The following is a 15,930-nucleotide window of genomic DNA, read 5'->3' as shown; positions in this document are numbered from 1 at the left end:
GATCGGATTATGGCTTCTCGATACCCAGCGACGCCGGGTCGACGGTCGCTGCGCCCAGATCTTGCAAGGTATAGGCAAAGGTAGCTTCGAGGTTCGCAAACAGCTCTTGAGCTTCTTCGCCGTGTTGACCACCGACATCATAATTGTTTGCAGAGGCCCATTCAGCGACGGTGTCGGAGGCAATCGCTTGCTCGAAGGCATCACCAAGCGCGGCCTTTACGTCGTCCCCGGCTGAACTGTGAACTGCAAAACCGATGGCCTGTTTGAGCGGCAAATATTGGTCGAGACCGTCATAGATGCCAAAGGCAGATGGCACCGTAACTCCTGCAATCTGCGCATCTTCGGGCGTCAACATCGCGAGCGGTTTAAGTTGACCGCCTTCGATCAACGGGGCCTGTTCAGCTAGAGAAGTCACAACCAACGCAACTTCACCCGCTATCGCTGCTTCCTGCCCTGGCGCTGAGCCTTTGTATGGAACAAACTTGAATTCTGCACCGGACCCTTTTTCGATTGCCAGAAGGTTCAAGTGGTGGATCGAACCTGCGCCGGAAGCTGCCGCTGGAATAGTTCCAGGAGCAGCTTTCGCAGCGTCAACCAGCTCTTCCAGGGTATTGTAAGGACTCTCCGCCGGCACCGAGATCAGGTCAGGTGATCCGCCAACAATGAACGGATACCAAAAATCAAATTTCTTATCCCAACCACCTTGCACAGCAGCGGTGACGTTCGACTCTGACAGACCAACCAATGTATAACCATCGTCTGGTTGGTTCATGACATAGACCATCCCGTTGGAGCCTGCGACACCACCTGTTTGATTGATCACATTGATCGAGACTGGAAGGTGTTTTTCCATCTCGGCCATGATCATTCGGTTGATCGTATCCGTGCCACCTCCGGCCCCCCAGACCACAGCTGTAGTGATATCGCGATAGGGATAATCCTGCGCAGCAGTTGCGCCTGCAATCCCGGTCGCCATCACGGCTGCGGCCGCCAACCGCCCTAGCTTTAGTTTCATTTCCAAGTCCTCCCAAACAGCTTCGCGTTTATTATTGCATTTATTTGCGTATACATTAAAGAATGCATTGTCAACGGACTGTAGTGAAAGCTGCTATCGCGCTATGAATGCGAAACGGGAAGGAAGCGGGCTAAGATGAAAAAGAATTATGATGTGGCAGTGTTCCATGGGGACGGGATCGGCCCTGAAATTATGGCCCCTACGCTTGAAATCCTGCGTCAGCTCTCGCGCGGCAGTCCTTCCTACGAACTGGTGTTTACAGACGCTCCGGCAGGCGCAGGCCACTACGCCAAAACTGGAGAATCGTTTCCGGTTGGATCACTCGAAACTGCGCGCAACGCTGACGCGATTTTGCTGTCTGCAATGGGCTTGCCGGATGTTCGATATCCTGACGGAACCGAGATTTCACCGCAGATTGATCTGCGAAAGCAGCTGGGACTTTTCGCTGGTGTACGTCCAGTAAAGGTAAGAAGCGGACAAATGACCCCCTTGGCGCTGCCGCCCGGAAAAGAGATCGACTTTGTCTTGATACGCGAAAGCACAGAAGGACTGTTCTTCACTCAAGGCGCTGGAGAAGTTACCGAACACGAAGCACGTGAAACTCTGCTGATCACTCGTGAGGTGTCCGAAAAACTGTTCCGTTTCGCGTTTGAACTCGCCCAGAACCGCAAGAGAACCGGGCGCGGTCAGGGTCGAGTTACATGTGTCGACAAAGCCAATGTATTCCGCGCCTTTGCATTCTTCAGATCGATGTTTGATGCAGAAGCCGCCCACCATCCCGATTTGCAGGCAGACCATGCTTATGTTGATGCCACCGCACTGTGGATGGTCCAAAAACCTTGGGAGTTTGATGTCTTGGTGACCGAGAACATGTTCGGAGACATCCTCTCCGACCTTGGTGCAGGTCTTATGGGCGGTCTTGGACTGGCTCCGTCAGCAGATATCGGGTTGAATCACGCTGTATTCCAACCCTGCCATGGTTCCGCTCCAGACATTGCAGGACAGGGTGTAGCCAATCCTTTTGCGATGATCCTGTCCGCAGCAATGATGCTTGAATGGTTGGGGTTGACCCATGATCACCCAGGCCTGTCCAAAGACGGCGAACGGTTGCGTGAAGCCGTGGAAAAGGTGACTGCAAACGGACAGAACCTGACGCGTGACCTAGGTGGCACCGCCGGAACGCAGGACGCAGCCTCATCGGTATTGGAAGCATTTCGGGCATGAATACTCGAAAAACCATCAGAGTCGCGTGTGTGGGTGCAGGGTATTTCAGCAAGTTCCACTACGAAAGCTGGTCCCGAATGCCCGGAGCGGTTCCGATTGCATCCTGCAACCGTGATATCAACAAGGCGAAAGAAACAGGACTGACGGCTTACGACGATCTGTCGAAAATGTTGGAGATCGAAGAACCTGATCTCGTGGACATCATCCTACCACCAGTGGCGCAGGCCGACGCCATCCGAACAGCACTGCGCTCTGGAATAAAGTTCTTGATCTGCCAAAAGCCATTTTGCCTGTCTCTAGACGAAGCGGAGAAGATCGTCTCCGAGGCTGAATTGGAAGGCGCAACTATTGTCGTGCATGAGAATTTTCGCTTTCAGCCCTGGTATCGCGCAATCAAACAGGCGATGGTCGAGGGTCGAATTGGGACACCGCTACAAGCGACTTTCCGGCTTCGGCCCGGCGACGGACAGGGACCACGAGCCTACCTTGACCGGCAGCCGTACTTTCAGGAAATGCCGCGTTTCCTCGTTCATGAAACAGCGGTTCACTGGGTCGACACATTCCGATTTTTATTCGATGCGCCCAGTGCAGTTTATGCGGACTTGCGCCAAGTTAACCCCGTTATCTCGGGCGAGGATGCAGGTTACATCCTGTTTGACCACCCCAACGGTTTGAAAGCTCTGTTCGATGGCAACAGATGCCTTGACCACAGTGCCGAAAACCTGCGCCAAACCATGGGCGAAGCTCTCATCGAAGGAACGGAAGGATCACTGGTTCTTTATGGCGACGGCTCAGTAGAACTCCGAGGTTTTGGAAAACAGGAGCGACAGCAGATTCTACCTCCAAGCGATCATGATGGGTTTGGAGGAGACTGCGTACACGCCTTGCAAAGTCACGTCGTTTCAGGCCTTGTAAAGGGCACGCCGCTGGAAAACACGGCTCGAGACTATTTGGACGTGATCCGAATCGAAGAGAGCATCTATCTCTCGGCTGCGGAGGGACGAAAGATCAACCTGGAGACGCCGTGAAGGGTCAAGACGCAAAAACTCTTTCCAATACGCAACGCGCTGTTAGGGATTTGCGACAGATGATCCTGTCCGGCGAACTTGCAGCCGGAACTGACCATCTGGAATCGGAACTCGCCGAGACCCTTGGCATGTCCCGCACCCCGATACGGGAAGCTGCGCTGATGCTGGAAAGTAAGGGCTTGCTTGAAATGCGGCCCCGAAAGGGCGTGCGAATACTGCCTGTTTCATCAGATGATATGCGTGAAATCTACGACATACTGACGGAACTTGAGAGTCTCGCAGCACAGCGCGCCGCTGAAGCGAGTTACACTGAAGATGAATTAGCGGTACTTGCCGGATCAATCGCAAAAATGGATCAAGCCATCGAAACCGAAGACCTGGAAGCATGGGCTGAGGCCGATGAATTATTTCATCAGGAACTCGTTCGGTTGGGCGGCAACAAACGAGTCGAAGCGATTGTCGCCATGATGAGCGACCAGGTGCGCCGCGCACGCGCAACGACGTTGTTCATCAGGCCCCTGCCCGTCAAATCCAATGAAGATCATCGGGTTGTTTTCCAAGCGATTAGTGAAGGTCGACCGGATGTTGCCCGTGAACGTCATCGAGAACACAGGCTGCAAGCACAGGCAATGCTTTGCGGGATACTCGAAAAGCATCGGCTCAACAGCCTCTGATCTTCTGGTATCCGGTCGTTAGTCAACTAAAGTAACTGCCTGTTTTCGGCACCAAAGGCGCTCCGAGTACTTGTCCACCGCGGTAATCGGCGGTTGCGTCCGGCGGCTCTAATATTCTTTTTTCATGGTCGCTCAAACAATCACTGCATCGATTGAGGTTGAAATAGTTCGACTTCGTATTAATTTAGTTCGATATCGTGCTATTGGAGAGTGAAGATGCCAAACCGAAGACGTTTTCTCAAGATTCTAGGCGGAGGCACGATACTGGCGGCAACCGGCGCGGTTGGGTTCCTCGTCACACGCACGCCGCATGACGCGTTGGCTCCGTGGACGCCGAAATCTTATGACGACCCACGCAAAGCCGCCTTGTCCTACGCGATTCTCGCCCCCAATCCACACAACTTGCAACCTTGGCTGGTCGAGTTCGTTGGGCAAGACAGGGTGCGCATCCACCGTGATCCTGATCGCGAGCTTCCGAAAACCGATCCTTTCCACCGCCAGCTCTATATTGGCCTTGGTGCATTTGTTGAGACGATGGTACTGGCAGCAGGTGCTCTCGGGTTTGATACCGAGGTCAAATTGCTGCCAGATGGGGATGAAGGGCCTATTGCAGAAGCAGTGTTTGTACCTGGAGGGGCAACCGATCCACTTTCAGATCAAATCCTCAACCGACATTCAAACAAAGAACCGTATACTGAACAGCGGCTGTCCGAGGCGGAATTGTCGGTCCTTGAAGACTACGCCACTCTGATAACCGACGAAGATTTGGTGGCCCGTATTCAAGACCTTACGAAACGCGCTTTCGAAATCGAAATGCGAACACCGCAGACCTTGAAAGAATCCGTGGACCTCATGCGGATCGGGAAAGCAGAAATCAACGCCAACCCGGACGGGATTGAGTTACGCGATCCGTTTCTGGAAACGCTGCGACTTACTGGCCTATTGGACAACGAGACCCTGATGAACGTTGACCACCCAGGCACTCAGTCACACATGCGAGGCTACTTCGCCATGCTAGACGCGACGCCGGAATACGCAGTCCTCACGACGGCTACAAACACGCGAAGCGATCAACTCGATGCCGGGCGTCAATTGATGCGTTTTTACCTGAAGACAACCGAAATGGGCCTGGGCGTTCATCCGGTCAGTCAGGCCCTTCAGGAGTATCCTGAAATGGCCGATGAATACGCTCTCGCCCATGAGCTTCTTGCGTCACCGGGCCACACGGTGCAAATGTTGCTGCGTTTGGGGTATGGACCCAAGCCAATTGCCACACCCCGCTGGCCGCTGGAGACACGAATTCTGAATGAAGCCTGAAGATGAGACCAACGAAGTTTACCGGTTCTTCACCGAGGTCGGGATCATTAATCAACTGATCTCGACCAAGCTGGAAACGTTCTTACCTGGTCGAATGACGGCAACTCAATTTGGAATTTTAGGCCATCTGGTCCGGCGCCCCGAGGGAGAAACGCCACTACAGCTATCGAACGCATTTCAAGTGCCCAAGACGTCGATGACGCACATGCTCGCGAGCCTTGAAAATCTAACCCTGATTACCCTTGAGACCAACCCCAAGGACAAGCGTTCGAAAATTGCCCGGTCGACACCGCATGGCGCAGAGTTCCTGAAAGCTTGTATGGATCGGATGTCGACAGCTCTTGGTCCGGTTTTGTCCGAACTCGGGCCCGAACCGTTCCATGAATCGCTGCCTAATCTGACGCTCATACGCGAAACTTTGGACAGCGAGCGCGACTAGCGGAAACCTGCGTCGACCCAAGCAAACAGAAAAGCTCTCAGAACATCATGCAATCCGCGCCCGGCGGCAGTGGCGGTGATCCTTCTGGCAAGGTGGGCGTGTAGTCAAATGTCACAATCTTCGCGCCGCCATCGAATGCCACGAACAGTTGGTTAGATCCTGGCCTTATGGCGATGCCCTCCGGGTCAGTGCCGAACTCCAACAAACTTTGCTGGGCGAGCAGTTGGCCATCTGCCGTGAACTCATACAGGCTGTTTGACCCTTCCCAGTCATCAACAATCAACATGTGACCGGTGCGTGGGTCAATCGCAATGCCTTGTGCCTCGCTTAACGGGGGAGAGAGCTTCATGGTATCCAACCTCGCCGTCAATGCACCCTCTGAAGTGAACCAAGACAACCGTTCCGGGTCATCTTCTACGGTCACGATCTGCCCCTGGGCATTGATCGCGATGCCTTCGGAATCCGCAAAACCACCTTCAAGTTCAAAGGGTGCTCCTAAAGTGACTCCTTCTTTAGAGACACGTTGAAGACGGCCGAGACCATCACCCAGTAACAAGTGATCCCCTTCAACAGCAATTGCTTTGATCCGAAAGAGATCGCTGGATATTCGGCGCAACTCATCCCCTTGCAATGTAACGAGAATTGCTTCGGGCCCCTCGTTGGCAATCCACAAGCCACAAAACGTTGGATCGTAGTCAAGGCTTGCGGGTTGGTTGAGCTCGTAGCGCCCAGTTTCGCGAAGCTCCAATGCCGTGGCCGGAGAAGCCCCAGCGCAGATCAATAAGGCTATGGTTCTTGCAAACACTCAGGATGCTCCCGGAAAGGTATGTTGTTTTAAAAAAACTATACCTGATTATTGCGCCCCTTCAGTGAGAAAGAACAGTTCAATGGGCTGAGCAAGGCCACGTATTTCATGATCCCCACAGCTAACGAACATGTTCGGCGCAGCACTTGCAACGGCTGACGTCGCCAACACCCTCTGACCAATTGATTTTGTTAAGTTTTCAATTCGGCTTGCGACGTTCACCGCACCACCCAAAACCGTAAAATCAAGCCTGCCGGGGCTGCCGATGTTACCGTAGCTGACCTGCCCAACGTTGATCCCAATTCCAATGTCCAAGGGCGGTTTTTGGAACTCGTCTCGTCTAGTGTTGAGAGCTTTCAAACCACTCAGCACACTCTGCGCTGCAAGAGCCGCCATTCTGCAACGGTCGGCATGGTTTTTTTGAGCTTCAATAGTGAAGATCGACAGGATGCCATCACCCATGAACTTGAGGACGTCTCCACCGTTGTCTTCTACGGCTTTGACTACCAAATCAAAATAGTCGCTGAGCGTGTCGAAGACTTCTTCTTCCGAAGAGGTTTCGGAAAGTGCCGTAAAGCCTCGCAGATCAGAGAACATAACCACGGCATCCAGAGTTGTTCGCTCACCGCGCTTGATGTTGCCGCTCCAGACTGCCTCGGAAGGCCCATCTCCTAAATAGGTTCGAAGTAGACCTTTAGACGATTTTCGCATCGTCACAGGTTCCAGAGCGGAAGAAAGGGCAGGTAAGACCGCTTCAATCAGCCTTAGATGTTCCGGCGAGAATCCATCCGGCGCCTGTGTAACGAACGTACAACCATGCAGCGATCCATCACCGTAACAAAGCAAAGTAGCGTAGTAGTCGGTGCCGCCTTGCTCTGCAAATTCCAAATAGGATGAATGCTCTATTTCTGAGTCCAGTTGCTGGAGACTTTTATGAAGCGGCTTTCTATTCGCCAGAATATACTCGAATGAGCTCCCAACATAACCATCCGTCAACGTCGTCTCATGTGTGACATCGTAGCTGTCGGTGCCGTTGGGCGTCCAAACCACGCCCCAAGCAATAAGCAGTGGATTGGCAAAGCGCTGGCCAATGTTTGCTCGCCACAGCGGAACTCCGGCTTCGACCAAGGAAGAACAAAACTGTGACACCACCTTTACGGGATCGCCGGAGCGACGACCTTCTGTAATCATCCATTCGGTTAGTCGAGTGACTTCTTCCATGTACCCAAATTAGTCGCTTGCAAAGGATGAGCAAAGACTATTGGAATTGCATTGTCGCTTACATTTATTGAGCCGCCTGATCTGATTGGTTCAACAGAAGATTGTAGCCCCTCGCTTGGGCGAACTTCAGTAGAATCCAATCTCGCTGACGTCTACGCGGGCCTCGTGATCGCGCCCGTAGGCTACAACTCCAAGTGAGGTGATTGCGTCCGCAACAGGAATAGCGCGTAACATGGAACCTGAAGCCTTGAAGCCTGACAGAGGCAAATAAACTCTGTCCATTCGTTAGAAGTTACAAACGCGGCCTGATAGTATTGCCACGGAAGCACCGTGCCACGCGTTCTGAGGTGAACGAAGTATGGCTCGCCGTTCCCCCGTACCAATAGCCTGACGCCTGATACACCCTCATCTGGTCGATCAGACAATTTGCGTCGGAATTGGATGAAACCGCCGTTGTTTTCTGTACTGACGGTTCCGGTCAGCCGCGCGAATGCGACATCACCTTCCGAACGAAACTGCACCTGTCCTGAGGAAACACCTCCCATTACGGTGTCGGCAACGTAGTCCCAACGCGCCTCCGGAGACTTGGAGAAGTCTTCTGCAAGATTTTCATCAGCCTGAGCCATAGAGCATCCGATGATAACAAGACCTGAAACAAGCCCAAGTAAGCTGGCACGCATATTGTTCCTTCTCAGTTCAGTATCGCAATGGAGAGGTTCAACGCCGTGGCAAATGCGACCCACGCGAAGTACGGCAGGAAGGCCAGTGCGGAAACCCGATCTGAATTCCTAACCTGAGTGATGAACATGACGATGACAGCCAACAACGCGACAATGACCAAAAGGGCAAACCACGGCAGTTGCAGTACGAAAAAGGCCGGGGACCACAAAAAGTTCAGACCCATCTGTGTCCACCACAGCTTCATGGCGGTCGAGCCGCGGTCTGTTTCGAACTGACGCCAACCCACCATGCCGATCAAGACATAAAGCACCGTCCAGACCGGCCCAAAAATCCAATTTGGAGGATTGAAAGCCGGTTTAGAAAGCTGGGTATACCAATCGCCGGGTGCGGTCAGTGTACCGATCAGGATGCCGCCCCCCAAGGTGAGCGCAAGAAATGCTACGCGGATCAGCCAAGTCGACATTGTGGGACAGCTTTCAGCAGTCCTTGGTCGACACGTTGACAAGCGCTTCAGAAGTGAAGGTCGCAGTACTGATCTCATCGGCATCGGTAAATGACACCGTGGCACCTTCGATCTCCGACCCCGTTACAGTGATTTCGCGTTGCCCAATGGTGTCGTCTACATCGATGGTAAAAGCTAACCTGTCCCCGGCCGCAAGGGAGGCGATCTCAAGTTCAATTGTATCTTGCCCGTCCACGACCGCTGGAATTTGCCGCAGGGCGTCCGCACCCTCAACGAACTCAAGAGGTTGGAAGACCTCCACGCCTGCACCTTTTTCGGTAACATCGAAAATCAAACGTCCGGCAGATTGCGACAAGTCGATTTTTAGGGTCGAGGCTTCTACTTCGCAAGCTCCGACATTTGTCAAAACAAATCGGTCCTTAGGCGCGCCTTCTATGAATCGAATTTGTACACCAGCCTGAAGGGAAGTGGCCGCAAGTAATCCGAGGGTCGCTGCAAGAATACTCTTCGGGCGCATGTTTATCTCCTTCCCAATGGGTTCTTGATAGATACGCTTCGGCGGGTTTCATGGATCAGACTTATACCCTTTGACCATCGTGGTTTAGCCGACAGGGCCTTTCGAAGTTCCATGCACCGCTGTCAGAACGGCGAAGTCAAAACATGCCATTGTCATTCTCGCTGTTTGCTGGAACTTCCTGAAGAACGTCCCAGTGCTCGACAACCTTCCCATCGACATCCAGGCGAAAAATATCGATCCCTGCGTACTCGAGACCATCGGGCCAGATTTGGTGGCAATGCAGAATAACGTGGTCGTCTTCAGCAAAGGCACGTTTGATATCCACACGCTTTCCCGGGTATTCGGCGGCCATGCGCTCGAAATATTCGATAAACGCTTGCTTGCCGTCGCCAACATGCGGGTTGTGCTGCGTATAGGTTTCCCCAACAAAGATCTCTATGGCCTCGGCAGGTCGACACTCGTTGAACATCATTTCGTAGAAAGCGATGACGTTTTTCTTGTTTGTTTTGAGGTCCGGCATATTGATCTCCAAATCGACGTTTGCACCGCCCAAAAAAATGTTGGCCCACGCAAGTCTTGGAAGCAACCCGGCAAGGACCTCAATCCCTAATTGGCAAGAAGTTACCGGCTTGATTTTGCGTTGCGACTATTTCACGGGTTAGCCACTTATTCGGTTTCTTCAAAGTCTATGTGAATATGATTTCCATCAGGATCGGCCACATGGATTTGCACCTTTCCAGCCCCCGGGACATCAGTTTTGCGATACTGGATCTGACACGAGATCAGTTTTTCTTCGAATGCTCTCAACCCTGTGGCTGAGAGCGCAAAATGCTCGAGCTTGAGCTTCACTTCGGAGCCGACATTAGGCGTTCCTTCGTGACCCACAAGGTGAACCACGGCGTGATCACCCGCATACAACCACGCTCCGGGAAACGGAAAATCAGGGCGGGCCCCGAGTTTTAAACCCAAGACCTCTTCATACCAAGTAACCATCTTAGGCAACCTAGTCGTCACAATATTCACATGATCCAGCCGCTCAATTCTCAGCTAAAAACCCTCAAGCACGAGCTTACCTTTGGCCTTGCCGCTTTCGAGGATAGCATGCGCTTTCGCTAAGTTGGTGGCATTGATCCTACCAAGTGTATCGGTTGCTGTGGATCGGATCTTTCCATCGTCTATCAAGCCGCCGACCTGATTCAGGATTTCGCTTTGACGGTTCATATCCCCAGTCCCGAAAAGCGACCGAGTGTACATGAACTCCCAATGCAATGAGATCGATTTGGGTTTGAACGGCGCGATGTCGAAGGTCTCAGGATCATCAATCAACCCAAAGCGACCTTGAGGTGTCATCACCTCTCCAGCTTGGGAAGCATAAAGCTGGGAATGGTTCGTGGAATAAATGAAATCCACGCTGTCGATACCGAGAGCCTCGAGTTGTAAGCCAAAAGGTTCCGCATGGTTGATGACATGGTGTGCGCCAAGCTCTCGAACCCAGTCTTGTGTCTCGGGCCGGGACGCAGTGGCAATCACCGTCAAGTCAGTGAGAGCCCGCGCCAATTGAATGGTGATTGACCCGACACCGCCTGCGCCACCAATAACCAGCAACGTATTGGCCCCGCCGGAAACGGCATCATGAACTCGCAAGCGGTCGAACAGCATCTCAAAGGCAGTAAGTGTCGTTAGCGGCATCGCCGCAGCTGCCTTCGCCGGTATGGATTTTGGCGCTGATCCGACAATACGTTCATCCACCAGATGAAACTCGGCATTGGTTCCCGGTCGGTTTATTGCCCCGGCATACCAAACTGCATCTCCCGGACGGAAAGTCTCAACCGTTTCGCCAACTGCTTCGACGATCCCTACTGCATCCCACCCCAGAATATCAGGTGCTGGACCCGCAGGAGCGCGTTTCTGCCGAATTTTCGTATCGACTGGGTTCACTGACACGGCCTGCACCTTCACCAACAAGTCATGTCCGTTTGGCGCCGGTTTGTCGGCCTCGAAGTCGATTAAGGCGTCCGCCCGATCAATCGACCCCGTCTCACGGTATCCCACGGCTTTCATAACGTGCTCCTTTGTTTGGCTCTGTATCAACCGATGACAGTCATTTCATTCAACGTGAACTCAGCTACGGCGCCTTCGGTTGCTTCCAGGTAGGCCGCAAGGTGCTGTGCACCCATGTGGGTTTGCCAAAGCTCTCGGCTTTCCCAATTTTCGTAGAACACAAAATGAGCCGGGTTGTCGTTGTCCTGATGCAGGTCGTAGTTAATGCAACCCTCTTCGGAACGCGTAATGTCGATGAGCTTGATAAGCTCGGCCTTTACGAGGTCGATCTTGTCGGGGTTGGCTTTGATGTTGGCGACGATTGTCAGCTTGGCCATTGGAATAAATCCCTTGTGTTCTTGAGCGATGCGCAAGATTTACGCCGCAGCCCTTTCGGGATAAACAGGGCAAGATCGAACATATAATCCGGAAATTCCGTTTAATGCTTTTGGACAATCTTCGTTTGTTTCTGACCATAGCCGAGAAAGGCAGTCTTGTGGCCGCAGCGCGCGAGACAGGGATGTCGAGCACGACAGTGTCCGAGCGGCTCGCGGCTCTAGAGGCACATTACAGTGTGGTTTTGTTCAACCGTACCACCCGTTCCATTAGGCTGACCGAAGAAGGACGAGTACTAGCCAATGGGGCAAGAAACGTCCTCAGTGAGATTGCGGAGCTGGATACACTTGTTCGGCACGGCGCCGAAACTCTGTCTGGTCCAATTCGCATAAGCGCGCCGATTGACTTGGGACGGAGCATTGTCTCCAAGGTTATTGCCGAATTCACCGAAGAGAACCCTGCCGTCTCAATCGAGCTGTCCCTCTCAGACGGTTATGTCGACCTTGTAGGCCAGGGTTTCGACCTCGCCGTTCGCTTCGGCAACATCACAGACAGCTCGCTCAGATTACGAAATCTAGGAAGCTACCAACGTTTCGTATGTGCGTCCCCAAGTTACCTAGCCTTATTCGGAACGCCCGAAAAACCAGAAGATCTATTAAACCACAACTGCTTGGTCATGAGGTTTGGCGACGTGATCGATAACGTTTGGGAGTTTGGATCAGGACCAAATGCCCAGCGCGTATCGGTAAAAGGAAATCGAATAGTCAATGATGGTTCCCTCATCCGCGATTGGGCGATTGCAGGCCATGGGGTCGTATTGAAGTCCGAGCTGGATGTGGGCGGCGACGTTAGATCTGGCAGACTTGTTTCTGTCTTGCGCGATTTCCTTCCACCGCCGAAACCTTTGCAGATGATGTTTCCGCCGAGCCGAGCCCAACCACGTCGCATAACGGCCTTAGCTGAGCATTTGCGTCGCAAATTTGGTGTGAGTTAAGGCCGCAGGGGAAGTCACTAATCTGGCAGCAGCTGTGTTTGCTCAATAAATTTCAAAGTCGCCTGTGCCAGCTCTGTGCCAGCATCTTCTTGAATGAAATGCCCCGCTTTAGGCACAACGGTATGGTTTTGACCAACTGCCCCAGGGATCGACTTTTGGAACAGTTTGTCTACCCCTGCCATGACCCTGTCATCTTCTCCAAAAACAGTCAGAAACGGGGTGTTTAGGGTCTTGAGGGTTTCCCATGCGGCTCGGTTGGCTTCAGAAGCTGGATTATCAGCTGTGTCAGGCACCAACATTGGAAACTCTCGAGCGCCTGTCAGATAGCGCGCATCCGGAAACGGTGCGTTATAGGCTGCGACCTCTTCATCGGAAATCTTCGATGTTGTACCGCCGAATACAATACGGCCCGAATTAAATTCAGGCACGGATTGTGAATATTCCCGCCATGAAAGAAATGCTTCACCCAAGGGCACGTCACCGGTGGGCAAGGCCGTGTTCGCCACAACAACACGAGAGAAACGCTCGGGCATACTCGCGACCAGCCGCAAGCCTATTAGACCGCCCCAGTCCTGGCAAACCAATGTGATGCCCGTTAGGTCAACTTTCCGCAACCACTCGGACATCCAGTCTACATGGCGTTGGTAGGTATAATCGAACCGCTCGGTTGGCTTGTCCGACCGTCCAAACCCAATCAAATCAGGAGCCAGAACTCGATGGCCCGCATCTTTGAATAACGGAATCATGTGCCGATACAGGAAGCACCAGGTTGGCTCTCCATGCATCAACAATACGGGCGGTGCCTGTTCCGGTCCCTCGTCCAAATAGTGCATTCGGAGACGACCGCCTTCGGTATCATCCACATCAAGATAATTCGGGCCGAATGCGAAATCTGGCAACCCGTCAAACCGATGGTCAGGTGTTCTAAGGAACTTCATAGTGAACTCTCCAATATGCCGACGGTATTGGCCAAGCAAAAGTGATCGATAAAACAAAGACGGTCCAGTACCAGCGTATGTCGACGTCAGGTTTGCATTTGTTCGCCGCCCTTCTTCTCTTGCTCGCAGCGAAGGTCCATTTGTATAGATCTCGGATTTTCTGCTCCAACAAAAGGATTGGTCTCAAAGACCTCATCTTGCCAGTTCTTCTGAGCTGAAGCAGAGTTCATCAATGCGAATCGCCAAGAAGCGCATCAGAAGAAGAGCGCAAGTCCGGTCATTGAGACAACCAAGAAAAGTAGAGTCATGATTCCACCTGAGCGAACGAAATCGACCACCCGGTAGCCTGCCGGGCCCATGATCAACGCGTTCACTTGGTGTGTTGGGATCAAAAATGAGTTGGACGTTGATATTGCCACCGTGAGAGCAAACACAGCCGGATTGCCACCCGCGGATACGGCAATAGAAACTGCTAGTGGCACCAGCAGGACAGTTGCGCCTACATTGGACATGACCAGCGTGAACGCCGTTGCCAAAACGGCGATCCCTGCTTGCAAAGACCAGATCGGCCACCCCTTCAGAAGGGCCAACACATGCGCTGCAATCCAATCCGCAGTGCCGGTGTTCTGAACCGCCTGACCTAGCGGGATCAGTGAAGCGAGTAGAAAAACAGTACTCCAACTTATCGACTCGTAGGCTTCGTCAATCGAGAGCACACGGCTCAACACCATCCCAATAGCGCCGGTCAACAGGCACAATGACAAGCGCAGATCAGAGAATAGAATTAAGCTCAACGCTATTAGGAAGAAGGCGAGCGCCCATCCGACCTTGTGTGGTCGTAACTCTTCCTGGGGAAAATCCGAAGTTACGACGACAAAATCCCTGTCCGACTTAAGTCGTGTCAGACGGTCCCACTGCACGTGCACGACACAGGTATCGCCGACTTGCAAAGGGACTTGCCCGATATGCGTGGCAACATGATCTTCGGTTTCCACATGACTCAGTGTTTCTTCGCCACGCTGAATAGCCAACAATGACAACCCGTGAGTCTGACGGAGACGCAAGTCAATCGGAGTCTGACCAACGACCGATGAACCGGGCGGAATAACAACCTCTGCCACCCCCGATTGGGTCGCGGCGAAATCATCTGCAAAGACATCTAGTTGGGGTAGGATATTTAAGCCGTAAGGCTCAGCGAACTGATGCTCTACCACACGGCGCAGGCCAAGCACTGCAAGCCGCGCCGGGGCTTCGATCTTAGTATCAGCCATCGGCGCAATGACCTTGTGGCCGCGATAAGATGTGCCAAGAATGTACATGTTATGGGCGACCATCAGATCCGCGAGCGTTTGCCCGATGATGATCGAGCCTTCAGGAACACGTATCTCGAACATATCAGCTCTAAGACCATAGGTGTTTTCGACATAGGTCTGCATGGATCGAGCTGAGCTTGCGTCTTCTCCACGCTCCCGCTGCGCTGGGAGGACCCAACGACCAAAGAGCACAAAGTAAAGCACCCCTGTCAGCACCAGCATCACACCGATAGGCGTGACTGAAAACAACCCAAATGTCTCCATTTGTTGGTCAGCCGGAAGGGATGAGTTTGCTGAAACAATCAGGTCATTCAACAGGATGAGGGGCGACGACCCGACCAATGTAATCGTACCACCCAGAATCGCGCAAAACCCCATGGGCATCAGCAACCTACTCATCGGGATTTCCGTACGTGCTGAGATACGGCTAACAACGGGTAGAAAGAGCGCAGCAGCTCCAACGTTCTGCATGAAAGAGCTAATGACACCAACCGTTGTTGATATGATTGGGATGATCCGGGCCTCTGTCGTGCCACCATTCTTGAGGATCAAGGCCGCAACCTTTGACATAAGTCCGGTCTTATCAAGCCCAGCGCCAATTACCATAACTGCGATGATTGACATCACAGCGTTCGAGGAAAAACCTTCAAAGAGCCTGGAGACATCGGCAAGATTACCTAGCCCCGGTAGATAGCTCAGTGCGCCAAGCAGCACCATTACAAGAATTGCTGCGACATCGATCCGTATAATCTCGGTAACAAAAAGTAAGACCGTAAAAGACAATAGACTCAATACGGCTATCATTTCGTAAGTCAGTGCTGGTAATTCCATATTGTACTCCCAACCTAACGTTACCTAACCAGCAGCAAATACGAAGGACCAACTCTGCGCCGCAGATAAGGCCAAAATCCATCAGGCCGTCTCA

General features: G+C 52.7%; 17 protein-coding genes and 1 pseudogene. 6 read left to right on the top strand and 12 right to left on the bottom strand.

The window, feature by feature from the left end; translation table 11 throughout:
• Positions 1-7: 7 nt before the first annotated feature.
• Entirely contained in the window at positions 8-1,015 is a 1,008-nt protein-coding gene (locus ACR0KN_RS07540; RefSeq protein WP_480652554.1) for a Bug family tripartite tricarboxylate transporter substrate binding protein, read from the bottom strand.
• Positions 1,016-1,150: 135 nt separating this feature from the next.
• Between ACR0KN_RS07540 and ACR0KN_RS07535 the strand changes: the two genes are divergently transcribed.
• The 5 genes from ACR0KN_RS07535 to ACR0KN_RS07515 all read left to right on the top strand — a co-directional run bounded on the left by ACR0KN_RS07535 (position 1,151) and on the right by ACR0KN_RS07515 (position 5,697).
• Positions 1,151-2,239, top strand: coding sequence for an isocitrate/isopropylmalate dehydrogenase family protein (locus tag ACR0KN_RS07535; protein ID WP_480652552.1), 1,089 nt, complete (start codon positions 1,151-1,153; stop codon positions 2,237-2,239).
• A complete protein-coding gene (locus ACR0KN_RS07530; protein ID WP_480652550.1) occupies positions 2,236-3,267 on the top strand; it encodes a Gfo/Idh/MocA family protein in 1,032 nt (343 codons plus the stop codon). Before ACR0KN_RS07535 ends, ACR0KN_RS07530 begins: the two co-directional genes overlap by 4 nt.
• The gene (locus tag ACR0KN_RS07525; RefSeq protein WP_480652548.1) at positions 3,264-3,941 is read left to right on the top strand and encodes a GntR family transcriptional regulator; all 678 of its coding nucleotides are present in this window, start codon (positions 3,264-3,266) and stop codon (positions 3,939-3,941) included. Before ACR0KN_RS07530 ends, ACR0KN_RS07525 begins: the two co-directional genes overlap by 4 nt.
• A gap of 216 nt (positions 3,942-4,157) precedes the next feature.
• Positions 4,158-5,258: an Acg family FMN-binding oxidoreductase gene (locus ACR0KN_RS07520; protein WP_480652546.1), complete on the top strand. Its 1,101-nt coding sequence runs from the start codon at positions 4,158-4,160 to the stop codon at positions 5,256-5,258.
• Positions 5,248-5,697, top strand: a complete 450-nt coding sequence (locus ACR0KN_RS07515) for a MarR family winged helix-turn-helix transcriptional regulator (protein ID WP_480652544.1) — start codon at positions 5,248-5,250, stop codon at positions 5,695-5,697. The genes ACR0KN_RS07520 and ACR0KN_RS07515 overlap by 11 nt, the downstream gene beginning before the upstream one ends.
• A gap of 37 nt (positions 5,698-5,734) precedes the next feature.
• Here ACR0KN_RS07515 and ACR0KN_RS07510 read toward each other — a convergent pair whose 3' ends face one another.
• The 9 genes and pseudogenes from ACR0KN_RS07510 to ACR0KN_RS07470 form a co-directional block, all read right to left on the bottom strand.
• On the bottom strand, positions 5,735-6,502 hold the full coding sequence (locus ACR0KN_RS07510) for a hypothetical protein (RefSeq protein WP_480652542.1): 768 nt from the start codon (positions 6,500-6,502) through the stop codon (positions 5,735-5,737).
• Positions 6,503-6,550: 48 nt separating this feature from the next.
• The gene (locus ACR0KN_RS07505) at positions 6,551-7,723 is read right to left on the bottom strand and encodes an adenylate/guanylate cyclase domain-containing protein (RefSeq protein WP_480652540.1); all 1,173 of its coding nucleotides are present in this window, start codon (positions 7,721-7,723) and stop codon (positions 6,551-6,553) included.
• 329 nt (positions 7,724-8,052) lie between these two features.
• Positions 8,053-8,268, bottom strand: a pseudogene (locus ACR0KN_RS07500) (CIA30 family protein); the annotation flags it as partial.
• A gap of 146 nt (positions 8,269-8,414) precedes the next feature.
• On the bottom strand, positions 8,415-8,867 hold the full coding sequence (locus tag ACR0KN_RS07495; RefSeq protein ID WP_480652539.1) for a TspO/MBR family protein: 453 nt from the start codon (positions 8,865-8,867) through the stop codon (positions 8,415-8,417).
• A 13-nt stretch (positions 8,868-8,880) separates the two neighbouring features.
• A complete protein-coding gene (locus tag ACR0KN_RS07490; RefSeq protein ID WP_480652537.1) occupies positions 8,881-9,384 on the bottom strand; it encodes an aggregation factor core in 504 nt (167 codons plus the stop codon).
• A 136-nt stretch (positions 9,385-9,520) separates the two neighbouring features.
• Positions 9,521-9,904, bottom strand: coding sequence for a nuclear transport factor 2 family protein (locus ACR0KN_RS07485; protein WP_480652535.1), 384 nt, complete (start codon positions 9,902-9,904; stop codon positions 9,521-9,523).
• 146 nt (positions 9,905-10,050) lie between these two features.
• Complete coding sequence (locus ACR0KN_RS07480) at positions 10,051-10,407, bottom strand: VOC family protein (protein ID WP_480652533.1); 357 nt, start codon at positions 10,405-10,407, stop codon at positions 10,051-10,053.
• Between the two features lie 24 nt (positions 10,408-10,431).
• Positions 10,432-11,445, bottom strand: a complete 1,014-nt coding sequence (locus ACR0KN_RS07475) for a zinc-binding alcohol dehydrogenase family protein (RefSeq protein ID WP_480652531.1) — start codon at positions 11,443-11,445, stop codon at positions 10,432-10,434.
• A gap of 26 nt (positions 11,446-11,471) precedes the next feature.
• A complete protein-coding gene (locus tag ACR0KN_RS07470; protein WP_170797705.1) occupies positions 11,472-11,762 on the bottom strand; it encodes a putative quinol monooxygenase in 291 nt (96 codons plus the stop codon).
• 104 nt (positions 11,763-11,866) lie between these two features.
• On the opposite strand from ACR0KN_RS07470, the gene ACR0KN_RS07465 reads away from it, so the two are divergent.
• On the top strand, positions 11,867-12,754 hold the full coding sequence (locus tag ACR0KN_RS07465; RefSeq protein WP_480652529.1) for a LysR family transcriptional regulator: 888 nt from the start codon (positions 11,867-11,869) through the stop codon (positions 12,752-12,754).
• A gap of 17 nt (positions 12,755-12,771) precedes the next feature.
• Here ACR0KN_RS07465 and ACR0KN_RS07460 read toward each other — a convergent pair whose 3' ends face one another.
• Positions 12,772-13,692 (bottom strand): haloalkane dehalogenase, encoded by a 921-nt coding sequence (locus ACR0KN_RS07460; RefSeq protein WP_480431837.1) that lies wholly within the window; start codon positions 13,690-13,692, stop codon positions 12,772-12,774.
• 254 nt (positions 13,693-13,946) lie between these two features.
• Positions 13,947-15,836 (bottom strand): SLC13 family permease, encoded by a 1,890-nt coding sequence (locus ACR0KN_RS07455; protein ID WP_480652527.1) that lies wholly within the window; start codon positions 15,834-15,836, stop codon positions 13,947-13,949.
• Between the last annotated feature and the right edge of the window lie 94 nt (positions 15,837-15,930).

The organism is Ruegeria sp. AP7, assembly GCF_056539905.1.
Note: the sequence above shows the minus strand (reverse complement) of the source record. Positions and strands in the feature narration are given on the sequence as shown.